The following is a 20,639-nucleotide window of genomic DNA, read 5'->3' as shown; positions in this document are numbered from 1 at the left end:
TGTTGACACCCCATGTGCATTCCTGCACACGATGTGTCAATGAGTGCAATCGTTCTCCCTACGGGTGTTCCTGCCATTCGACGCTATAAATCGGGCGATCGACTGCCTGTCCAAGCGCAGCGCATTTGGCTGATCCTCTCGGGATATGTCAGTGGCCGGAATGACCTGCCTCGGCAAAATGCTTGCACGATCACATATGGCGAGCTGGCGCTGCGAATGGGCTACGCCGACACACGTGCTGGACACATGTTGTCCCGCCAGCTTGGAATTGTCGGCCACTACTGCCTGATGAACGACTTGCCGGCGCTGAATGCCATAGTCGTGAACGCCACAACGAAAGAACCCGGTGGCGACGTAGTGCTGACGCCCGGCCGTGTTTTTCGAGAGGAGCTGCGCGCCATCTATCGGCAGGACTGGTACGAAGTAGGTGTCCCGAGCACTGGCACACTGCGCAAGGTTTGGGAGGGAATGTGACGGAGGAATGGACCATGAAATCCACCGCCGCAGACCCCTTCGTGCGCTACGCCGCCAAAGGATCATTGCAGACGGTGCCGCCGCAACGCAGCGTAAGCGGATGGCCCTTCCTCGCAAGCTCCGCCGTCGCACGCCTCGTCGATGGGCCGAGTGCCCGGATGACCTGCACGACTATATCAGTCGCGTCACACCGCGCCGGGCATCGCGCCGGTCATGCGATGATGACGGGCCGATCGTCGTCACCGATGATTGGCCCGAGCAAGTCCCGATCGGCGACAGCGAGCTACGCGCGATCGAAGGCCACATGCGGCACGAGCTGGATAAGCTGTTCGGGCCGCTGCCGTGAAGTGAGGAGCATCAGGCCATGACCACCGCCGCCGTCAAGATGGAGGAGGCGCCGGTCACGGCGACCGCTCGCGCTGCGCTGTATCTGCGCGTTTCGACAGGCCGGCAGGCCGAGAGTGATCTGTCGATTCCCGACCAGCGCCGCCAGATCGAAGGCTATTGCCTGTCGCGCGGTTGGGAAGTCGCGGCCGAGTTCGTCGAACCCGGCAACACCGCCACCGACGATCGGCGACCTTCGTTCCAGGCGATGATCGACGCGGCGATGGTCAAGCCTTCGACGTTCACCGTCATCCTCGTCCATAGTTTCTCGCGGTTCTTCCGCGACCAGTTCCAGTTCGAGTTCTACGTCCGCAAGCTGGCGAAGAACGGCGTGCGGTTGATCTCAATCACGCAAGACCTGGGCGACGATCCGATGAGCGTGATGATGCGCCAGATCATGACGCTGTTCGACGAGTATCAGTCGAAGGAGAATGGGAAGCACACCCTTCGCGCGATGAAGGAGAACGCCCGGCAAGGGTTCTGGAACGGCGCGCGTGCTCCGATCGGCTATCGTGTGGTCGCGGCCGGGGAGCGCGGCGCGAAGATCAAGAAGAAGCTGGAGATCGACCCCATCCAGGCCGAGACGGTGCGGCGCATCTACCGGATGGCGCTGAACGGCGTCGATAACCGAGGAGCGATGGGCCTCAAGTCAATTGCCACCTGGCTCAACGAGAACAACATTCGCACCCGCGACGGCGGACGCTGGGGCTTGGGCGCGGTGCATCAAGTGCTCACGCGCACAACCTATATCGGCCAGCACCGCTTTAACACCCGCGACCACAAGACGAAAACGCCCAAGCCGGAAAGCGAGCACGCCGTCATGGAGGTGCCGCCAATCGTCTCGGAGGCGGAGTTCGAGGCGGTTCAGCGCTCGCTCAAGGCGCGCAGCCCGAAGATGATGGCGCCAATGGCGGTGGGTGGCCCGACGCTACTCACAGGCATCTGCTTCTGCGCGTGCTGTGGCGGCGCGATGACGCTGCGGACAGGCACCAGCAGCGTCGGCCGTGAGTATCGATACTACACCTGCTCGACGAAGGCGCGGCAGGGTGCGACCGGCTGTCCCGGCATCACCGTGCCGATGGACCGGCTCAATGAGGCCGTAGTCGATCATCTACAAGATCGCCTACTCGACCCGGCGCGGCTCGAAGTGCTGATGGATCAGATCCTCGAACGGCGCGACGAGTGGGTGAACCAGCGCCGCCAGCATGTCGCCGACCTTGAGCGGCGTGCGACCGAGGCGGAAGCGAAGCTCAAACGCCTCTACGACGCGATCGAGAACGGCGTCATCGACGTAAGCGATTCGTCGCTCAAGGATCGCATCGCCGAGCTGACGGCGACGCGCGACCACGCGAAGGGCGATGCGGGGCGCGCCCTTACGCATATCGTCAAGATCGGCCCGGCGATCACGCCGGAGACCCTGCGCGCCTTCGCGGCCGCCCTGCGCAAGAAGCTGCGCAACGGCGACGGGACATTCGCTCGCGATCAGGTGCGGGCGGTCGCGCAGCGGGTGGAAGTGGTGAGCAAGACGGAGGTCCGCATCCGCGGTCAACGCAGTGAGCTGCTCCGAACCCTAACCGCCGCCTCTGGCGTAGAGGCGGCGGTGCTAGGCGTTCGTGCCTTTGAACCGAAATGGCGCACCCGGAACGATTCGAACGTCCGACCCTCAGATTCGTAGTCTGATGCTCTATCCAGCTGAGCTACGGGTGCGTGGAGAGGCGCCTTTAAGACCCGATGCGCGGGGGCGCAACCCCCTATTTCTTATTTGTGACCGTGGCGCACGACGACTCGCGCCGCGCCGCGTCGAGCCCACCGATTTCTTCGGGATCCTTGAGCAGCAGGCGGATCAGCGCGATGCCGCGGTCGTGGCCGGTGCGCACGACCTCTGCCCCCGCGGGCACCGCCTGCCCCGCTCGCGCAACGATGATTCGATAGGGTTTGCCCCCCGCCTCGACATCGTTGCGGACGAAGATCACGTCGGTCGCCGCGTCGAAGACGCTGAGCGAACTATACCGTCCCGCCACCGGGGCCACGTCGATCGCCACCGGCCCCGCCGACAGGTCATAGGGACAGCTCGAATAGGCGAGGTCGGGACTGGGCCGCACCACCGGCTGGCGCTCGGGAGTCGCGAGATTGCCATAGGACATCGTGTTGACGCCCCCCTGCCCCAGCCGCTCCATCGCGACGTTCATCAGTCCATAGGGGACGTAGAGCACCGCCGCCCATGCAGTCGCAGCGGCGGCGATCAGGCCGAACAGGATCGGGCCGAGCCAGCCGCGCATCTCAGCAGCCCTCCTTCACGAGCCGCGGCAGCACCGCCTTTTCGGGATCGGCCCGGAACGCCTTGCCGGGATTGTACATGCGCAAGGTCAACTGAAATGGCCGGCCCTTGATCCCGGGCAGCCAGGCGGTGCCGGCGGGCTTGTCGGGCGAAATCGTGACGCGCCACTCGCCCTTTGCGTCGAGCGCGACATTCGCGCCGTTGACCGACCAGATGCGCGCCGGGTTATCCACCAGATAGCCCCTGTCGTCATAGACAGTAACGCTCCACCAGCGCGCGTCGAGCGGCGTTCCCGACAGGCTGTAGCGGCAATTGCCGTCGAGCGGCGCGCCCGCCGCATCGGCCTTTGCCATCCAGTAGACGGTTTCCTTCGCGGGCAGCGCGAGCAGGCCCGAGCGCGCGACCATCGCGCGCGTCAGCGGGTCCGTCGCCTTGGTCCCGTAACCGAGCGAGGTCGTCCACGGGCCGTTGCGGATTCCGCCGTCGCCGAGCCCGCCGCTGGTCAGCGCCCACGCTGCGCCGAGCCCCACCGCCAATCCGCCCACCAGAGTGATCGCATAGCGGTGCCAGCTCTTCATGACGCGTGTCCCCACCCAATTCGTCATCCCGGCGAAGGCCGGGATCTCGGCATGGCGTCGGAACGCTGCGGCGAGACCCCGGCCTTCGCCGGGGTGACGATGTTATTTTGCCTTCAGCGCCGCCTGTGCTGCCGCCAGACGCGCGATGGGCACACGGTAAGGCGAGGCGCTGACATAGTCGAGGCCGGTCTTTTCGCAGAAATGGATGCTCGGCGCGTCGCCGCCATGCTCGCCGCAGATGCCGAGCTTGACGTCCGGCCGCGTGGCGCGGCCGCGGTCGGCGGCAATCTCGATCAGCTGACCCACGCCCTCGACGTCGAGGCTGACGAACGGGTCGGTCAGGAAAATGCCCTTGTCGACATATTGCGTCAGGAAGCGCCCCGCGTCGTCGCGGCTGATGCCGATCGTCGTCTGCGTGAGATCGTTCGTGCCGAAGCTGAAGAACTCCGCCGTCTCGGCGATCTCGCCCGCCATCAGCGCGGCGCGCGGCAGTTCGATCATCGTGCCGACCAGATAGGCTATCTCGCGGCCCTTTTCGGCGAAGACCGCCTTGGCCTGCGCGTCGACGACCGCCTTCATCAGGTCGAACTCGCGGCGCGTCGCCACCAAGGGGATCATCACCTCGGGGATCGGCGCGGCGCCGGTTTCGGCGGCGACGTCGCACGCCGCCTCGAAGATAGCGCGTGCCTGCATCTCGTAGATTTCGGGGTAGGTGACGCCGAGACGGCAGCCGCGATGGCCAAGCATCGGGTTGAACTCGTGCAGCTCGTTGGCGCGCGCCTTCAGCGCCTCGATCCCGACCCCCGCGGCCTCTGCCACGACGGCGAAATCCTCCTCGCGCGTCGGCAGGAATTCGTGGAGCGGCGGGTCGAGCAGGCGGATGGTGACCGGCAGGCCGGCCATCACGCCGAAGATCGCAGCAAAGTCGCCGCGCTGTTCGGGGAGCAGCTTGGCGAGCGCCGCGCGGCGGCCGTCCTCGTTTTCGGCGAGAATCATCTCGCGCACCGCGGTGATCCGCGCCGCGTCGAAGAACATATGCTCGGTGCGGCAGAGACCGATGCCCTCGGCACCGAAATCGCGTGCGACCTGTGCATCGGCCGGGGTTTCAGCGTTGGTACGCACCTTCATCCGGCGCACCTTGTCGGCCCATTCCATCAGCGTGCCGAAATCGCCGACGAGCTCGGGGAGCAGGGTCGGAACCTCGCCAGCCATCACTTCGCCAGTCGAACCATCGAGCGTCAGGATGTCGCCTTCGCGCAATTCGCGTCCGGCGACCCGCAGCACGCGGGCATTGCCGTCGATGCTGAGCCCACCGGCACCCGAGACGCAAGGGCGGCCCATGCCGCGCGCGACGACCGCGGCGTGGCTGGTCATCCCGCCGCGCGCGGTCAGGATGCCCTTGGCGGCGTGCATGCCGTGGATGTCCTCGGGGCTGGTTTCGACGCGGACGAGGATCACCGCCTCGCCCATGCCGGCCGCCTTTTCGGCGCTGTCGGCGTCGAACATGATCTTGCCCGATGCGGCGCCGGGGCTCGCCGGGAGCCCCTTGGTCAGCACGTCGCGCGGAGCCTTGGGATCGAGCGTTGGGTGGAGAAGCTGGTCGAGAGCGCCCGGATCGACGCGGCCGACAGCCTCTTCCTCGGTGATCAGACCTTCCGCCGCCATGTCGACCGCAATCTTCAGCGCCGCCTTGGCGGTACGCTTGCCCGAGCGCGTCTGGAGCATCCACAAGGTCCCGCGTTCGACGGTGAACTCGATGTCCTGCATGTCGCGGTAGTGGGTTTCGAGCGTGTCGAAGACGCGGCCGAGCTCCGTGAAGGTCTCGGGCATCGCCTCTTCCATCGACAGCGGCTTGGCGCCTGCCTTTTCGCGCGCGATCCTGGTCAGATATTGCGGCGTGCGGATGCCCGCGACGACGTCCTCGCCCTGCGCATTGATCAGCCATTCGCCGTACCAGGCGCGCTCGCCGGTCGCGGGGTCACGCGTGAATGCCACGCCGGTCGCCGAGGTGTCGCCCATGTTGCCGAACACCATCGCCTGCACATTGACCGCAGTGCCCCATTCGCCGGGGATGCTGTTGAGGCGGCGATAGACTTTGGCGCGGTCGCTTTCCCAGCTCGCGAAGACGGCGCCGACAGCGCCCCAAAGCTGGTCGTTGGGTTCCTGCGGGAAGGGTGCGCCGGTTTCGCGTTCGACGATCGCCTGATATTCCTTGACCAGCGCCTGCCAGTCTTCGGCCGACATCTCCGTGTCGAGGTAGAAGCCCTTGTCTTCCTTGGCGACTTCCAGCGCCTCCTCGAACTCGGCATGGTCGAGCCCCATGACGACGTCGGCGTACATCTGGACGAAGCGGCGATAGCTGTCCCATGCAAAGCGCGGGTCGCCCGACGCTTCGGAGAGGCCGACGACGGTGCGGTCGTTGAGCCCGAGGTTGAGGACGGTGTCCATCATGCCGGGCATCGACACGCGCGCGCCCGAACGGACCGAGACGAGCAGCGGATCGGCGGCGTCGCCGAATTTCTTGCCGGTAATGCCCTCGATATGCGCGATGCCGGCGGCGACATCCTCGACCAGCCCGGCCGGGAATTGTTCGCCATTGGCATAATAAGCGGTGCAGACGTCGGTGGTGATCGTAAAGCCCGGCGGAACCGGGAGGCCGATCGAGGCCATTTCGGCAAGGTTCGATCCCTTGCCGCCGAGCAATTCCTTCGAGCGTTCGGCTGTCGTGGCCGGACCGCCGAACAAATGCACCATCTTCGTCATGTCATGCTCCTGCTGCCCCGGGGAGGAGGTTGCGGCTGGGTAGGTATGCAAAGCCAATTGGTCGATTCAGAATTACTTCGTTCGTTATAAGCTGCGGCACATAACGGCCGCGTCAGCCCTCGATCTTCGAGAAATCCGCGACGCCATGCACCGCGCCGGTAAATCGCGCGAGCAGGCCGAGGCGATACGCACGCACCGCCTCGTCGGGATCGTTGACCATCACGCCCTCGAAAAAGGCGTCGATCGGCGCGCGCAGGCTGGCAAGCGCGGCCATGGCGTCGGTGAAGCGTTCTTCAGCGATCGCGGCGGAGGCCGCGGGTTCGGCGGTGTCGAGGGCGGCGAGAAGGGCGTTATCCACATCCGTCGCCCCCGCGAAGGCGGGGGCCGTTGTGTGGGGTGCACTACCGCCAGCGGCCCCCGCCTTCGCGGGGGCGACGGTAATATCCGCCTGCTTCAGGATATTCGCCGCGCGCTTGTAACCCGCGAGCAAGTTAGTGCCGTCCTCAGTCGCCATGAAAAACTGCAAAGCCTTCACGCGCGCGAGCAGGCGGACAAGGTCATCCTCGCCGCCGAGCGCGAACACCGCGTCGATCAGGTCGTGACGGACACCGGCTTCGCGTTGTTGGACTTTGAGGCGGTCAGCGAAGAAGTCGAGCAAGCCGTAAACATATTCTCGCCTATCGACGAAATCTATGTGTTGAGCTTGGTCTGAAGACGGCCAGTATTCTTCATTTTCCGACGGGGCAGAATGAGGGGCAATCCGGGCGTAGGTGGTTCCGTCTTTGAAAGTCACCCATTCAGCTGAGTTCCAAATCTTGTACTGTTCTTCCAGCTGCTCGATCGAGCTTTCAAGACGCCGCTTTATCGCGTCAAGCAAATGACCATAAGGCATCTGAACAAGGTCAAACAAATCGGTACGAAGACTGTTTTTGACGATCAGCGAAATGATGCCCAAAACCGCGCGCCGGAGGGCGAACGGATCTTTCGAGCCCGTTGGCTTTTCGCCGATAAAGAAGAACACGCATAACGTATCCAGCTTATCCGCCAGCGCCACAGCCACCGTCACCGGCGCCGTCGGCACGTCATCGCCCTGCCCGACCGGTTTGTAATGGTCGCGGATCGCGTCGGCTACCGCATCGGGCAGGCCTTCGGCGCGGGCGTAATAGCCGCCCATCAAGCCCTGCAATTCAGGGAACTCGCCGACCATTTCGGTGACGAGGTCGGCTTTCGCCAGTTCGGCCGCCTGCCGCGCGAGCGCAGGGTCGCAGTTCGGGACGATGCCTTCGCTCGCCAGCCATTCGGCGAGCTTTGCGACGCGCTCGACCTTGTCGGCGACGGTGCCGAGCTTTTCGTGGAAGGTGATGTTCGCGAGCTTTTCGGCATGCTGCGCGAGCGTCTTCTTCTGGTCCTGTTCCCAGAAAAAGCGCGCGTCGGACAGGCGCGCCGCCAGCACCTTGCGGTTGCCCGCGACGATCTCCGCGCCGCCGTCGACCGCATCGATGTTCGCGGTGCAGACGAAGCCGTTCGCGAGCTTTCCGTCCGCGCCGTTCACGACGAAATATTTCTGGTTCACACGCGCGGTGAGCTGGATGACCTCGGGCGGCACTTCGAGGAACGCTTCGTCGAAGCGGCCGAGCAAGGGCACCGGCCATTCGGTGAGCCCGGCGTTCTCGATCACCAGCCCCTCGTCCTCGACGAGCGTCAGCCCGGCGTCGGCCGCAGCCTTGGCGGCGCCGTCACGGACGATGTTCTGGCGTTCTTCATGGTCGACGATGACGTGGCAGGCGCGGAGCTTGTCGGCATAGTCGGCCGCCGAGCCGATGGTGATCTCGCCCGGGCAATGGAAGCGGTGGCCGCGCGTCGCGAAGCCCGCGGAAATCCCGCTAACTTCACACGCAACCAGATCTTCGCCGAAGATTGCGACGATGCCCGGCAGCGGGCGGACCCAGCGCAGGCTTTCGCTGCTCGCGCTTTGCTTGCCCCAGCGCATCGACTTCGGCCAGGAAAAGCTGCGGATAATCGCCGGGATCGCCTCGGCGAGCACCTCGGCCGTCGCGCGGCCGGGCTTGTCGATCACCGCGAAATACACGCCGTCGCGGTCCTCGAGCTGATCCTGCGTCAGCCCGGTCTTGCGCAGGAAACCCTCGAGCGCCTGCGGCGGCGCACTGCTGCGCGGGCCCTTGAGCTCTTCGCTGACCGCGGCGGTCGCTTGCGGAAGGTCGCGCGCGATCAGCGCCAGGCGGCGCGGCGTCGACCAGATGGTGAGTTCGCCCGCTTCGAGGCCCGCGGCGCCGAGCTGCGCGCGGAACAATTTCTCAAGTTCGGCGCGCGCGCCGGCCTGCATCCGCGCCGGGATTTCCTCGCTGCGCAATTCGAGAAGAAAGTCGGTCACAGCGTCCACCCCGGATATTTGGCGGTCCAGCGTTCGGACTGGCTGTCGATCCACGCCTTGCAGCTTCCCTTCGCGAGGTCGCGGACGCGCGCCATGTAATTGGCGCGTTCCTGCACGCTGATCACGCCGCGCGCCTGCAGCAGGTTGAACAGGTGGCTCGCCTCGATCGCCTGATCATAGGCGGCGAGCGGGACGTTTGCCGCGATCGCGCGCTTGCACTCTTCCTCGGCGGCCTTGAACCCCGCGAACAAGATGTCGGTGTCGGCGACCTCGAAATTCCATTTCGAGAACTGGCGCTCATTCTCAAGGAACACGTCGCCATAGCTCACCGCCGCGACGTCGCCGACCGCGTCGGAGAAGCGCAGGTCGTAAACATTGTCGACATTCTGGATATACATGGCGAGGCGTTCGAGGCCGTAAGTGAGCTCGCCCGCAACGGGCTTGCAGTCGAAGCCGCCCATCTGCTGGAAATAGGTGAACTGGGTAACTTCCATGCCGTCGCACCAGACTTCCCAGCCCAGCCCCCATGCGCCGAGGGTCGGCGATTCCCAGTCGTCCTCGACGAAGCGGATGTCGTGCAGCAGCGGGTCGATGCCGATCGCGGCGAGCGAGCCCAGATATTGCTCCTGCAGGTCGGCGGGCGACGGCTTCAGGATGACCTGATACTGGTAATAATGCTGGAGCCGGTTGGGGTTTTCGCCATAGCGGCCGTCGGTCGGGCGGCGGCTCGGCTGGACATAGGCGACGTTCCACGGCTCGGGGCCAAGGCTGCGCAAGGTCGTCGCGGGGTGAAACGTCCCCGCCCCGACGCGCATGTCATAGGGCTGCAATATCGCGCAGCCACGCGCCGCCCAATAGGCGTGCAGGGTCAGGATCATGTCCTGGAAGCTCAGGGATTTCTTTTCCGCCTGGTCGGCCACGAATCCGCTCTTTCGCAGGTGCAACAATTGCCGCCGCCCTTGGCGCAGCAGGGCCGCAGGGTCAAGGCGCGTGACGTTGCCGTTCACCTCGAAAACGCCCAGCCATGTCACGGTTGCACGGCTTTTTGTCAGGTGTTGTTGACATAGTCAGCGAATCACGACATATAGTCATGGAAACCTGACACAAAGACAGGTGAACGCGACCAACGTGACAGAAAAGGAAATGATCTCATGATTACCCGCGCCGCGATCCTCGCAATTTCGCTCGCCTTGGGCGCTCCCGCAGTCGCAACTCCCGCCAGCTACAGCGCGAGCGAATATGTCCATATCGGCGATCTGGACCTCGCTCTGGCAAGCGACCGGCAAACGCTCGAAGCGCGGATCGTAAGCGCCGCGCGCCGCCTCTGCCGCAGCGATCTGCGCGGCACGGCCGAACTCGCGCTACGCACCGAATGCATCGCGGCCGCGACCAACGGCGCCAGAGCGCAGGCCGAACGGGCGGTTGCCGAGGCCGACCGCGGCATCCGGCTCGCCGCGCGCTGATCGCCGGCATGGCAGGTTTCGCACTTTCGCTCCGGCCGGTACTCCCCGGTAACGGCCGGCGACCTGAGCTGGAGCGCCGCATTACACGGCAGCGCTCCAGTCTCTTGGCGAAACTTTCCGTTGCACTCCGCCGGATTTTGCCCATGCCGGAACAAACCCGACGCGAAGGCTGGCGAGGCGCCGAATGAACAACAAGCTGAAAGTGCTGCGCGCGATGCGGAACTGGAGCCAGGCCGAACTCGCCGACCGGCTCGACGTCTCGCGGCAGGCAGTAAACGCAATCGAAACAGGGAAATATGACCCGTCGTTGCCGCTTGCTTTCAAGCTGGCACGACTGTTCGCGATGCCGATCGAGGAGATTTTCGACGATGGTTCCGAAGGAAGCAGCCATGACATCTGATCCCGCCGGAAAGCGCAAACGCCCCAGCCTGATCTGGCCGGTCGTCATCGTGTTCGTCACGATATTCCTGATGGGCCTCGCGGCCGGATATCTCGACGCGATGCGCGAAGCCGGCGAGAGCGCGCCGCCGGCCGCCGTCGGCGCCGGACTGGCCCTGCTCGCCGGGATAGCCGCGATGGCCCTTTACCTGCGGCGGGTCGGCAAATTCTGGGAAGGTTGGTCGAAACGCAAGCGGCTCTACTGGACCTGCCTCGCCGTCGCCGCGACGATCGGCGTGTTGTCGGGGATCCTCGATCGCAGCGGGACAAGCAATCCCGGCGATCCGCTGTTCGGCAACGGCGCCTTGTCGCCAGCGATCGCCATCGCGCTGGCGCTCTTGTGGGCGGGCGGCCTGGCGGTCCTGATCCCGCTCTACGAACGGTCGATCGACGATCACGAGCGGCAGGCCTATTGGCGCGCGGGACTCGCCGGCTATTACGCCTTCATCATTCCGGCCCCCGCATGGTGGGTGCTGCACCGCGCCGGGCTGGTGCCGCCGGTCGATGCGATGCTGCTGTTTCTCGCCGCGCTGCTGGTCAATGCCGCGGTCTATTTCTGGCTCAAGTTCCGCTGAATATTACACCTTCCCTGCCCGCACGGCCCCGGCCATAACGGCCGAAAATGAAAGGCAATTCCCCATGAAGAAATGGCTGAAGACGCTCGCGATCTCCTGCGCCGTCATCCCCTTCGCGCAATGCGCGCTGGCGCCCGGGCACAATGTGGCGCGCGCTGCCGAATCCTCGGCGGCAGTGACCGACGTCGACCCCGCGCTGTGGGTCGTGAAGGACGAAGACACGACCATCTATCTCTTCGGCACCGTCCATGTGCTGAAGCCGGGCCTCGGCTGGTTCGACGACGCGGTAAAGCGCGCCTTCGACAGGTCCGACCAGTTGATGCTCGAAATCGTGCTGCCCGAAGACCCGGCGGAGATGGCGCAAAAGATGATCCCGCTCGCGCTCGACCAGAGCGGCAAAACGATCTCGTCGCGCCTCAGCCCCGCCGAGCTCAAGGCCTATCAGGCGGCGATGACCGGCCTCGGCATCCCGGTGGCGCAGTTCGACAGGTTCGAGCCGTGGTTCGCCGCGATGACGCTGTCGATCGCGCCGCTCGCCCAGCTAGGTTACGATCCCGAACAAGGTGCCGAAAAACAGCTCACGGCCGCTGCGAAGGCTGCAGCCAAGCCGGTGTCGGGGCTCGAGACGGTCGATCAGCAGCTCGGCTTTTTCGACGGCCTGCCCGAAAAGCAGCAACTCGCTTTCCTCAATTCGGTGGTCAAGGACATCGACAAGCTCGGCCCGACGCTCGACAAGACGGTGGTGCTGTGGGGCAAGGGCGACACCGAGGCGCTGGCGGTCGCGATGAACGAAAGCATGGCCGCGACCCCCGAACTTGCCAAGGTGTTGCTGTTCGACCGTAATCAGCGCTGGGCCGACCAGCTCAAGGCGCGAATGGACCAACCCGGCACCGTCTTCGTCGCCGTCGGCGCGGGCCATCTCGCAGGCGAGCATAGCGTGCAGGATTTTCTGAAGGAACGCGGACTGACCGCCGAGCGGATCGAATATTGAGGCCCGACACGCTTCCTTTCCGGCCTTGGGGCCGCCGCCTCGCGGCGGTCCTCTTGCCGTGGCTGCTCGCCGGTTGCGGCGCCGCTGTACCCGAAACGCCCGCCCGGCCCGCGATGTGGCTGGTCGAGGATGACGATACGCGCATCTATATGCTCGGCACGATGCACGCCCTGCCCGCCGGAACCAAGTGGGACGCCGGCAAGATCGCCGACGTCGCCGATGCGGCCGACGAACTGGTGCTCGAGCTGTCGCCGCAGGAACTGTCGGCGGCCGGGGAAGTGTTCCGGACGCTGGCGCCTCGATCCGCGCCGCTGCCGATGGACAAGCGGCTGTCACCGGAAGCGCTGGCGCGATATCGCGCACTCGAGGCGACGGGCGGCGATTTCGGCGGCGATACGCTCGACGACTGGGCAGTCATGGTCCTGATGGGCCAGCGCGTGACGCAGAATGCCGAATTCGATCCATCGCGCGGAGTCGAATCGCGTCTCACCGCGCAATTCGCAGCGGCGGGCAAGCCGATCGGCGGCCTCGAAACGGCGCACGGGCAACTGAACCTGTTCGAAACGCTCGACCCGCAAACGCAGCGGACGCTGCTCACCCGCGCCGTCAAGGGGACGGACAAGGCCGTCGAGGACGTCCGGGCGCTGACCGCATCATGGGCGCGCGGCGATCTCGCGGCGCTCGAAAAGGTGATCAACGAGGATGTCGATGCGGTCCCCGCGGCGCGCCAGGCGATCCTGACCGACCGCAACCGGCGCTGGAGCGCGTGGGTGAAAAAGCGGCTGGACCGCCCCGGCACGGTGTTGATGGCGGTCGGCGCCGGCCATCTGGTCGGCACCGACGGCGTTCCCGCGATGCTCGGCGCCGAGGGGCTGGAAGTGAAGCGCGTGCAATAGGCCGCGTGCCGCTTGCATTTCCGCCGCTTCCCCGCTAAGCGCCCCGGCTTCCGTCATGGTCATCCCTGGAGGCGTGGCGGAACTGTGTAACTGTTTCTCGGAGAAATATGATGAGCGATCAGCTGACGCTGACGGCCGAGACGCGCGAACGCGGAGGCAAGGGAGCCTCGCGTGACCTGCGTCGTAATGGCCGCGTCCCCGCCGTTGTCTATGGCGGCAAGGAAGAACCCCTGATGATCCACGTCGAAGAAAAGCTGCTGATGAAGCAGCTGATGACGGGTCACTTCATGAACTCGGTCGTGATGATCGACGTGGGCGGCAAGACCATCCGTACCCTGCCCAAGGACGTCGCTTTCCACCCGGTCAAGGATCGCCCGATCCACGCCGACTTCCTGCGCATCGCGAAGGACGCCACGGTCCAGGTTGCGGTGCCCGTCTCGTTCCAGAACGAAGAAGCCTCGCCGGGCCTGAAGCGCGGCGGCGTGCTGAACATCGTTCGCCACGAGCTGGAACTCGTCTGCGACGCCGACAAGATCCCCGACGAGATCGCGATCGACGTCACGGGCTTCGACGTCGGCGATTCGATCCACATCAGCAACGTCACCCTGCCCACGGGCGTGGCGAGCGCGATCACCGACCGCGACTTCACCATCGCCACCATCGTCGCCCCGTCGGCGCTCAAGTCGAGCGACGGCGACACGACGAAGGATGACGGCGAAGGCGAAGCGGCCGAAGGCGGCGAAGAAGCCTAAGCTTTTCAGGATCGCCCCTCCCCGCGCGGGAGGGGCGTTTCCACCAGACCCGGGAAAGGCACCACCATGCAGCTCTGGGTCGGCCTCGGCAATCCCGGGCCCCAATATGCGATGCACCGTCACAATGTCGGCTTCATGGCCGCCGATGTCATCGCCGATTTCTACGACTTCCCGGCGCCCGCGAAGAAATTCCAGGGCTGGGTCCAGGAAGGCCGCATCGGATCGCAGCGCATCCTGCTGCTCAAACCCGCTACCTTCATGAACGAAAGCGGCCGCAGCGTGCGCGCCGCGCTCGATTTCTATAAATTGACGCCGCAGGACGTGACGGTCTTTTACGACGAGCTCGACCTTGTGCCGATGCAGGTCAAGGTGAAGCGCGGCGGCGGCGCGGCGGGCCATAATGGCATCCGCAGCATGATCCAGCATATCGGCGAGGATTTCCGCCGGGTGCGCATCGGCATCGGCCATCCGGGGCACAAGGACCGCGTCACCGGCCACGTCCTCGGCAATTATCACAAGAGTGAGACGGAACCGCTGATCGACCTGCTCGGCGCGATCGCCGCCGAGGCAAAATGGCTTGCCGACGGCGACGATGTGCGCTTCGCCAGCGATCTTGCGTTGCGGCTGCAGGGATGATCGGCATCCGCGCCGCGACGCCGGGCGATTGCGACGCGGTGGTGGCGGTCTGGGAAGCGTGCGGGCTCACGCGCCCGTGGAACGACCCCGTCGCCGATTTCCGGCGTGCGCTGGGTCATGACGCGGCGACGGTGATCGTCGCCGAAGAGGACCGCCGGATCGTCGGCACGGCGATGACCGGTTTCGACGGGCATCGCGGCTGGATCTATTATCTCGGCGTCGCGCCCGACCGGCAGGGTTGCGGCATGGCGCGGCAGTTGCTCGATGCCGCGTGTGACTGGCTGCGCCAGCGCGGTTGCCCGAAGGTCGAACTGATGCTGCGCGAGGGCAATCCCGCGGCGGGCCTGTACGAGCATCTTGGCTGGGAGCGGCAGCAGGTGCACGTCTTCGCGCGCTGGCTGGCCTGAGGCGATTTGGAGCGCTCGCGAAAGTGAGGCATGATAGGCCCGAAAGGAACCCGTCATGACCGAGCCTTCCCGCCCCAGCCGCCGCGAGCTGATCGCCGGCGCCGCCGCCCTCACCGCCGCCGCCCCCGCCCTCCTTCATGCCGCCGTCCCCGATGCGCCGTCGCTGAAAGGACGCACCGTGCTGATCACCGGTGCATCGAGCGGTTTCGGCCGCGTCGGTGCGCTGCTCTATGCGCGGGCGGGCGCCAGGGTGATCGCGACGATGCGCGGCATCCCGCGTCCGGAGGCCGAGACGCTGGCGGCCGAGGCTGCCAAAGACGGTCTGGACCTGCACATCGTCGAGATCGACGTGACCGACGACGCATCGGTCGCCGCGGGCACCGCGAAGGCGCTCGACCTCGCCGGCGGGCGCATCGACACGCTGATCAACAATGCCGGGATCGGCATCACCGGCCCCGTCGAGGTGCAGGATATGGAGGCGACGAAGCTGATCTTCGACACCAACGTCCTCGGTATCCAGCGCATGCTTCGCGCGCTCCTGCCGCAGATGCGGGCGGCGAAAAGCGGCCAGATCTTCAACATCTCGTCGCAGCTCGGGCGGGTCATCGTGCCCGGCGGCGGTCATTATTCCGCGACCAAATTCGCGGTCGAGGCGCTGTCCGAGCAGCTTGCCTATGAACTCGTTCCGCACGGCATCGAGGTGACGATCATCCAGCCCGGCGGCTATCCGACGCGCGTGTGGCAGAACCGGAACGTCTATACCGGGGCGCTGAAAGGCCGCAGCGATGCCGCGCTGCTCGCCGCCTATGAGCCTTTCACCAAGGGCATGGGCGAGGAAGACGGCAGCGGGCGCAGCGCCGATCCCTCCGATGTGCCGCGCGCGATCGCCGAGATCATGGCGATGCCGGCCGGCACGCGCCCGCTCCGCCGCGCGGTGCATCCCGGTGCCAAGCCGCAGGAAGCGATCAACAAGGTCGCGTCGGAGGTTCAGCTTGCCTGGCTCGGCGGATCGCCGCTGGGACCGCTGATCAAGGCGGTGCACGACTGAGCGGAGCGGCTCCTGTCACAGGATCGTCACTGAAGTCGCATCGTCCCGACATGCCGGAGCAATGCTCCTGACACCTGCCTCTGCAATCGGGGGGCTCCACCGGGACCAGTCAGGCCCCGGGGCCCACCGAAAACAGGGGATCTGCATGTCACATCTTACCGACGAGGCGCGCGCGCCTTATCGCCGCGAAACCGCCGATCTCGGCAGCAGCGGCAGCCTCGAGGCGATCGTCGCCGAAAATCCGTCGCGCCGTTCGATCCTCCGCCAGGGCCTGTTTGGCCTGTCGGTGATTCCCGCCGCCGTGCTGGCGGGCTGCGACAGCGATGGCAGCGAACCGCCGGTCACGGTCCCGCCGACGCCCACCCCGACACCGACGCCGACCCCCACCCCGCCGCCGAGCTATACGGTCAGCTTCGCGTCGGTCGCGGCGAACCAGAACGACACCGTCACCGTGCCCGAGGGTTACAGCGTCGACGTCCTCCTGAAAGCCGGCGATTCGATCGAGAGCGGCACCGCCTATGCGGGCAGCTACCCGACCCCGGCGGTTGCCGAAAAATGGGCCGGCGGCAACCACGACGGGATGGAATATTTCGCGCTTTCGGGCGTCGATCCCAATGTCGGCGGCCTGCTGGCGATGAATTACGAATATCCCGACTTCAACATCCTGATGGCGGATGCCTATGACGCCGCCACCGCGACGCCCGAGCAAAAGGCGCTCGCATTGTCGGCGGTCGGCATCGGCGTCGTCGAAGTGGCGAAGGGCAGCGACGGCAAATGGGCCGTCAAGGCGGGATCGACCTACAACAAGCGTTACACCGGCAACAGCAGCTATCGCGCCGGCGGCCCCGCCGCGGGCCTGCTGTCGGGCACGATCAAGGGCATGCTCAACAACTGTTCGAGCGGCCGCACGCCGTGGAACACCTATCTGACGTGCGAAGAGACGATGAACAATTATTTCGATCCGACGCAGCCCGCGACCAATTATGGCTGGGTGGTCGAGATCGATCCGCTGCGCGAACTGGCGCAGCCGACGAAGCGCACCGCGATGGGCCGCTTCAACCACGAGAATGTCGCCTTCATGGCGAACAGCGACCGCCGCGTCGCTTTCTATATGGGCGACGATACGACGCCGGGCTGCATCTATAAATTCATCCCCGAACGTGCGTACAGCGACGCAAACCGGGCGGCGAACACCGATCTGCTCGACTATGGTACGCTCTATGTCGCGCGCTTCAACGCCGACGGATCGGGCGAATGGCGCGCGCTTGTCGTCGGTGAGAACGGCCTGGTCGCAGGCGCGTCGGACCCCGGCAACGTCAGCCAGAACACGACGCCGCCGACGCCGGTGACGGTCGATTTCAACAACCAGGCCGACGTGCTGATCAACTGCCAGGCGGCAGCGCGCGTCGCCGGGGGCACCGTGATGGACCGCCCCGAATGGCTGACCGTCGCTCCCGACAACAAGGCCGTGTTCGTGACGCTGACCAACAACAGCGGCCGCAAGGTCACCGACGCCGCCAATCCGCGCGTGACCAACCTCCACGGCCATATCGTCAAGTTCCGCGAGGAAGGCGATTCGCCGCTGGCGACGAAGTTCAGCTGGGAAATCTTCCTGCTGGCCGGCGATCCGGCGCTGGCATCGGGGGGCAGCAACCTCGTCGGCAATATCGACGGCGACACCTTCTCCAGCCCCGACGGGCTGCGGATCGACCCGCAGGGCCGCCTGTGGGTGCAGACCGACCATAGCGTCCCGGGCAATTCGGGCGTCGCGGGCACGACGATCGATCAGGCGTTCGGCCACAATGCCATGTTCTATGTCGACCAGACGACGAAGAAGTCGAAGCGCTTCCTCGTCGGCCCCGTCGGCTGCGAGATCACCGGCCTCGCCTATACCCCCGATCTCACGACCTTCTTCGTGAACATCCAGCATCCGACGGGCGACTGGCCGATCGCGGGCGAAGAGCCGCGCTCATCGACCGTCGTGGTGCGGCGCACCGACAGCCAGCCGGTCGGCAACTGACCGGACCGGGGCCGGCTTCGCATCGCGAGGCCGGCCCCATCCTTCGCTTATTCGGCTTTCGCCGCAGGCCTTTTCGGCGGCGGCGGGGCCGATCCGTCAAGCGTCTGCGACATCAGGGTCACGCACATCGTCCGGTGCACCGGGTGCCGGCCGCACGCGATGCCGGCATAACGATGCGTCGGCCGGAGCAGGCTGTGGCGATGGCCGCGATCGGGTACCCCGTCGTCGATCAGCAATTGCTGGATCACGCCTTCGGGACTGTGGTGGCCATAGGTGATCACCTCGTTGACATAGGGCCCGCCGCCGAGCGCCTTCATCCGTTCGCCCGGACCGCGCCCCTTTGTATAATGGCCGACCGCGCCCGACCGCGACTGGTCGGCGACATGGCTGGCAGCAGCGCGCGCGAGCAGGTCGCTCTGCGCGAGCCGCGGCAAGGGCTTCTGGTGGCGAAGGTCGCGGATCGCCTCGTCGACCGCCGCCACACCTTCGTTGGTCATGATGTCGATCTCGCCGCCTTCTTCAGCGATCAATATCTTGCCGTCGAAGCGCGGGCGATAGCTGCGCAGGACGTCGGCATAGCCCGCGGGATCCTCGCGAAAATAGTTGAGTTCGGCGAGCACGTCGTCCTCGAAACGGCTGGGTGCGGCCGCGGCGCCGGCCGCGCCGAGCGCCAGCAGCAGCGCCGCGGCGATCCATCGGGACGATCTGATCATGCTATGGCGATAAAGGCGCGAGGCTGAACGCGCCACAACCATATTGAGCGCGGAAGGCTGGCGCCGGGGCGCACTTGGCGCTAGGGGCGCTGCAACACCGGCCTCTTGCCGATCTACGGAGTTTTTATGGGTTTCAAATGCGGGATCGTCGGGCTGCCCAATGTCGGCAAGTCCACCCTGTTCAACGCGCTGACCGAAACGGCGGCGGCGCAGGCTGCCAACTATCCTTTCTGCACGATCGAACCGAATATCGGCAATGTCGCAGTGCCCGACGCGCGCCTCGAAAAACTGGCGGCGATCGCGAGCAGCAAGAAGATCATCGCGACGCAGCTTGCCTTTGTCGACATCGCCGGGCTCGTCCGCGGCGCGTCGAAGGGCGAAGGGCTCGGCAACCAGTTCCTCGGCAACATCCGCGAGGTCGATGCGATCGTCCATGTGCTGCGCTGTTTCGAGGATGACGACATCCAGCATGTCGAGAACAAGGTCGACCCGGTCGCCGACGCCGAGACGGTCGAGACCGAGCTGTTGCTCGCCGACCTCGAAAGCCTCGAGAAGCGCGTTCCCGCCTTCGCCAAAAAGGCGGCGCAGGGCGACAAGGAAGCGAAGATCGCCGCCTCGGTGCTCGGTCAGGCGCTCGACCTGCTCCGCGAGGGCAAGCCCGCGCGGCTCGTCGAACCGAAGGATGTCGAGGAAGCCCGCGTCCTGCGCACCGCGCAACTGCTGACCTCGAAGCCCGTCCTCTATGTCTGCAACGTCGACGAGGGCAGCGCCGCGAACGGCAACGCCTTTTCGGAGAAGGTGTTCGCCAAGGCGGCAAGCGAGGGTGCGCAGGCCGTCGTCGTTTCAGCCGCGATCGAAAGCGAGCTGGTGACGATGGACATGGCCGACCGGATGGAATTCCTTTCCGAAATGGGGCTCAGCGAAACCGGTCTCGCCCGCGTCATCCGCGCCGGCTACGAACTGCTCCACCTGATCACCTTCTTCACCGTCGGCCCGCAGGAAGCGCGCGCGTGGACCGTCCACACCGGCGCCACCGCGCCCGAGGCGGCGGGCGAAATCCACAGCGATTTCCAGAAGGGCTTCATCCGCGCCGAGACGATCGCCTATGACGATTATGTCACGCTGGGCGGCGAAGCGCGGGCACGTGAGGCGGGCAAGCTACGCGCCGAGGGCAAGGCCTATGTCGTCCACGACGGCGACGTGATGCACTTCCTGCATAGTTGATAAATTCGTCATTGCGAGGAGCGCAGCGACGGCTTTGGGGATGGAGAGCAGCCATCTCCAATCTTCGTCATCCCCGCGAAAGCGGGGACCCAGTGTGGGGTAAGCTGACGCACGCCCTGGGTCCCCGCTTTCGCGGGGATGACGAAGTAAGGAATGGCAACTACCGGCCGGAACCGTCCCTTCGGATGCCCAAATATCACGGCTCGAACGCCGCCAGGATCGGGCACGGCCCCTTCTCGCTCGCCGCACATTGGTCGGCGAGGCGCGCGAGCGCGGCGCGGGTTTCGGTCATCTGGGCGATCTTGGCGTCGAGCGCGTCGATCCGCTGGCGCGCGAGGCTGCGCACGCGGGCGCGATCGTCGCTCGCTTCGAGCGCCAGCAGTTCGGAAATCTCGTCGAGCGTGAATCCCGACGCCTGCGCCGCGCGAATGAATTTCAGGCGGCGCAGGTCGTCGTCGCCATAACGGCGAACCCCGCCGCCCCAGCCGTCGCCGCCGCTGCGCGCCGGCGTGTCGAGCAGGCCGCGGCGCTGGTAATAGCGGACGGTCTCGACGCCGACATCGCCGGCCTGCGCCAATTTGCCGATCGTAAATTGCATCGCTTGACT

The 20,639-nt window shown here is 65.7% G+C and carries 20 protein-coding genes, 1 tRNA gene and 1 pseudogene; 13 read left to right on the top strand and 9 right to left on the bottom strand.

Going from position 1 to position 20,639, the window contains the following annotated elements; translation table 11 throughout:
• The first annotated feature begins 39 nt into the window (after positions 1 to 39).
• A complete protein-coding gene (locus tag LH19_RS28420) occupies positions 40 to 474 on the top strand; it encodes a hypothetical protein (RefSeq protein ID WP_145923451.1) in 435 nt (144 codons plus the stop codon).
• Positions 475 to 838: 364 nt separating this feature from the next.
• Positions 839 to 1,963: pseudogene (locus tag LH19_RS29390) on the top strand (recombinase family protein); the annotation flags it as partial.
• An 18-nt stretch (positions 1,964 to 1,981) separates the two neighbouring features.
• Here LH19_RS29390 and LH19_RS29385 read toward each other — a convergent pair.
• The 7 genes from LH19_RS29385 to LH19_RS05685 all read right to left on the bottom strand — a co-directional run bounded on the left by LH19_RS29385 (position 1,982) and on the right by LH19_RS05685 (position 9,747).
• The gene (locus LH19_RS29385) at positions 1,982 to 2,407 is read right to left on the bottom strand and encodes a hypothetical protein (RefSeq protein ID WP_054725707.1); all 426 of its coding nucleotides are present in this window, start codon (positions 2,405 to 2,407) and stop codon (positions 1,982 to 1,984) included.
• An 81-nt stretch (positions 2,408 to 2,488) separates the two neighbouring features.
• A tRNA-Arg gene (locus LH19_RS05710) sits at positions 2,489 to 2,565 on the bottom strand.
• 44 nt (positions 2,566 to 2,609) lie between these two features.
• Positions 2,610 to 3,137: a DUF1254 domain-containing protein gene (locus tag LH19_RS05705; RefSeq protein WP_054725704.1), complete on the bottom strand. Its 528-nt coding sequence runs from the start codon at positions 3,135 to 3,137 to the stop codon at positions 2,610 to 2,612.
• 1 nt (position 3,138) lies between these two features.
• Positions 3,139 to 3,714 carry a DUF1214 domain-containing protein gene (locus LH19_RS05700; RefSeq protein ID WP_054725699.1) on the bottom strand — a complete coding sequence of 192 codons (576 nt, stop codon included), beginning with the start codon at positions 3,712 to 3,714 and terminating at the stop codon, positions 3,139 to 3,141.
• Between the two features lie 102 nt (positions 3,715 to 3,816).
• A complete protein-coding gene (ppdK, locus tag LH19_RS05695) occupies positions 3,817 to 6,477 on the bottom strand; it encodes a pyruvate, phosphate dikinase (RefSeq protein ID WP_054725696.1) in 2,661 nt (886 codons plus the stop codon).
• A 112-nt stretch (positions 6,478 to 6,589) separates the two neighbouring features.
• On the bottom strand, positions 6,590 to 8,869 hold the full coding sequence (gene glyS / locus LH19_RS05690) for a glycine--tRNA ligase subunit beta (protein ID WP_054733069.1): 2,280 nt from the start codon (positions 8,867 to 8,869) through the stop codon (positions 6,590 to 6,592).
• Complete coding sequence (locus LH19_RS05685) at positions 8,866 to 9,747, bottom strand: glycine--tRNA ligase subunit alpha (RefSeq protein ID WP_054733067.1); 882 nt, start codon at positions 9,745 to 9,747, stop codon at positions 8,866 to 8,868. The genes glyS and LH19_RS05685 overlap by 4 nt, the downstream gene beginning before the upstream one ends.
• Before the next feature lie 273 nt (positions 9,748 to 10,020).
• Here LH19_RS05685 and LH19_RS05680 point away from each other — a divergent pair, with 273 nt between their 5' ends.
• The 10 genes from LH19_RS05680 (at position 10,021) to LH19_RS05635 (ending at position 18,095) form a co-directional block, all read left to right on the top strand.
• Positions 10,021 to 10,332, top strand: coding sequence for a UrcA family protein (locus LH19_RS05680; RefSeq protein ID WP_054725693.1), 312 nt, complete (start codon positions 10,021 to 10,023; stop codon positions 10,330 to 10,332).
• Positions 10,333 to 10,516: 184 nt separating this feature from the next.
• The gene (locus LH19_RS05675; protein ID WP_054725688.1) at positions 10,517 to 10,732 is read left to right on the top strand and encodes a helix-turn-helix transcriptional regulator; all 216 of its coding nucleotides are present in this window, start codon (positions 10,517 to 10,519) and stop codon (positions 10,730 to 10,732) included.
• On the top strand, positions 10,722 to 11,345 hold the full coding sequence (locus tag LH19_RS05670) for a hypothetical protein (protein ID WP_234716093.1): 624 nt from the start codon (positions 10,722 to 10,724) through the stop codon (positions 11,343 to 11,345). The genes LH19_RS05675 and LH19_RS05670 overlap by 11 nt, the downstream gene beginning before the upstream one ends.
• A 64-nt stretch (positions 11,346 to 11,409) precedes the next feature.
• On the top strand, positions 11,410 to 12,336 hold the full coding sequence (locus LH19_RS05665) for a TraB/GumN family protein (protein ID WP_054725686.1): 927 nt from the start codon (positions 11,410 to 11,412) through the stop codon (positions 12,334 to 12,336).
• Positions 12,333 to 13,232, top strand: coding sequence for a TraB/GumN family protein (locus tag LH19_RS05660; protein WP_054725683.1), 900 nt, complete (start codon positions 12,333 to 12,335; stop codon positions 13,230 to 13,232). Before LH19_RS05665 ends, LH19_RS05660 begins: the two co-directional genes overlap by 4 nt.
• Positions 13,233 to 13,342: 110 nt before the next feature.
• Positions 13,343 to 13,984, top strand: coding sequence for a 50S ribosomal protein L25/general stress protein Ctc (locus LH19_RS05655; protein WP_054725680.1), 642 nt, complete (start codon positions 13,343 to 13,345; stop codon positions 13,982 to 13,984).
• Positions 13,985 to 14,050: 66 nt separating this feature from the next.
• A complete protein-coding gene (pth, locus tag LH19_RS05650) occupies positions 14,051 to 14,620 on the top strand; it encodes an aminoacyl-tRNA hydrolase (protein ID WP_054725677.1) in 570 nt (189 codons plus the stop codon).
• Positions 14,617 to 15,027, top strand: coding sequence for a GNAT family acetyltransferase (locus tag LH19_RS05645; RefSeq protein ID WP_054725674.1), 411 nt, complete (start codon positions 14,617 to 14,619; stop codon positions 15,025 to 15,027). The genes pth and LH19_RS05645 overlap by 4 nt, the downstream gene beginning before the upstream one ends.
• 55 nt (positions 15,028 to 15,082) lie before the next feature.
• Positions 15,083 to 16,075 (top strand): SDR family oxidoreductase, encoded by a 993-nt coding sequence (locus LH19_RS05640; protein WP_054725671.1) that lies wholly within the window; start codon positions 15,083 to 15,085, stop codon positions 16,073 to 16,075.
• 145 nt (positions 16,076 to 16,220) lie between these two features.
• The gene (locus tag LH19_RS05635; protein ID WP_054725668.1) at positions 16,221 to 18,095 is read left to right on the top strand and encodes a PhoX family protein; all 1,875 of its coding nucleotides are present in this window, start codon (positions 16,221 to 16,223) and stop codon (positions 18,093 to 18,095) included.
• A gap of 47 nt (positions 18,096 to 18,142) precedes the next feature.
• On the opposite strand, the gene LH19_RS05630 is transcribed toward LH19_RS05635, so the two are convergent.
• Positions 18,143 to 18,808: a CAP domain-containing protein gene (locus tag LH19_RS05630; protein WP_054725664.1), complete on the bottom strand. Its 666-nt coding sequence runs from the start codon at positions 18,806 to 18,808 to the stop codon at positions 18,143 to 18,145.
• Positions 18,809 to 18,934: 126 nt separating this feature from the next.
• Between LH19_RS05630 and ychF the strand changes: the two genes are divergently transcribed.
• Positions 18,935 to 20,032: a redox-regulated ATPase YchF gene (ychF, locus tag LH19_RS05625; protein ID WP_054725661.1), complete on the top strand. Its 1,098-nt coding sequence runs from the start codon at positions 18,935 to 18,937 to the stop codon at positions 20,030 to 20,032.
• 196 nt (positions 20,033 to 20,228) lie between these two features.
• Here ychF and LH19_RS05620 read toward each other — a convergent pair whose 3' ends face one another.
• Positions 20,229 to 20,630, bottom strand: a complete 402-nt coding sequence (locus tag LH19_RS05620) for a MerR family transcriptional regulator (RefSeq protein WP_054725660.1) — start codon at positions 20,628 to 20,630, stop codon at positions 20,229 to 20,231.
• Positions 20,631 to 20,639 lie beyond the last annotated feature (9 nt).

Source organism: Sphingopyxis macrogoltabida, assembly GCF_001314325.1.
GTDB classification, from domain to species: Bacteria; Pseudomonadota; Alphaproteobacteria; order Sphingomonadales; family Sphingomonadaceae; genus Sphingopyxis; species Sphingopyxis macrogoltabida.
Note: the sequence above shows the minus strand (reverse complement) of the source record. Positions and strands in the feature narration are given on the sequence as shown.

Coding starts and splice junctions, on each gene's coding strand:
- LH19_RS05680 (WP_054725693.1), top strand. CDS start 10,021: ATGATTACCCGCGCCGCGATCCTCGCAATTTCGCTCGCCTTGGGCGCT.
- ychF (WP_054725661.1), top strand. CDS start 18,935: ATGGGTTTCAAATGCGGGATCGTCGGGCTGCCCAATGTCGGCAAGTCC.
- LH19_RS05700 (WP_054725699.1), bottom strand. CDS start 3,714: ATGAAGAGCTGGCACCGCTATGCGATCACTCTGGTGGGCGGATTGGCG.
- LH19_RS05685 (WP_054733067.1), bottom strand. CDS start 9,747: ATGATCCTGACCCTGCACGCCTATTGGGCGGCGCGTGGCTGCGCGATA.
- ppdK (WP_054725696.1), bottom strand. CDS start 6,477: ATGACGAAGATGGTGCATTTGTTCGGCGGTCCGGCCACGACAGCCGAA.
- LH19_RS05640 (WP_054725671.1), top strand. CDS start 15,083: ATGACCGAGCCTTCCCGCCCCAGCCGCCGCGAGCTGATCGCCGGCGCC.
- LH19_RS05645 (WP_054725674.1), top strand. CDS start 14,617: ATGATCGGCATCCGCGCCGCGACGCCGGGCGATTGCGACGCGGTGGTG.
- pth (WP_054725677.1), top strand. CDS start 14,051: ATGCAGCTCTGGGTCGGCCTCGGCAATCCCGGGCCCCAATATGCGATG.
- LH19_RS05675 (WP_054725688.1), top strand. CDS start 10,517: ATGAACAACAAGCTGAAAGTGCTGCGCGCGATGCGGAACTGGAGCCAG.
- LH19_RS28420 (WP_145923451.1), top strand. CDS start 40: ATGAGTGCAATCGTTCTCCCTACGGGTGTTCCTGCCATTCGACGCTAT.
- LH19_RS05635 (WP_054725668.1), top strand. CDS start 16,221: ATGTCACATCTTACCGACGAGGCGCGCGCGCCTTATCGCCGCGAAACC.
- LH19_RS05620 (WP_054725660.1), bottom strand. CDS start 20,630: ATGCAATTTACGATCGGCAAATTGGCGCAGGCCGGCGATGTCGGCGTC.
- LH19_RS05665 (WP_054725686.1), top strand. CDS start 11,410: ATGAAGAAATGGCTGAAGACGCTCGCGATCTCCTGCGCCGTCATCCCC.
- LH19_RS05705 (WP_054725704.1), bottom strand. CDS start 3,137: ATGCGCGGCTGGCTCGGCCCGATCCTGTTCGGCCTGATCGCCGCCGCT.
- LH19_RS05630 (WP_054725664.1), bottom strand. CDS start 18,808: ATGATCAGATCGTCCCGATGGATCGCCGCGGCGCTGCTGCTGGCGCTC.
- LH19_RS05655 (WP_054725680.1), top strand. CDS start 13,343: ATGAGCGATCAGCTGACGCTGACGGCCGAGACGCGCGAACGCGGAGGC.
- LH19_RS05670 (WP_234716093.1), top strand. CDS start 10,722: ATGACATCTGATCCCGCCGGAAAGCGCAAACGCCCCAGCCTGATCTGG.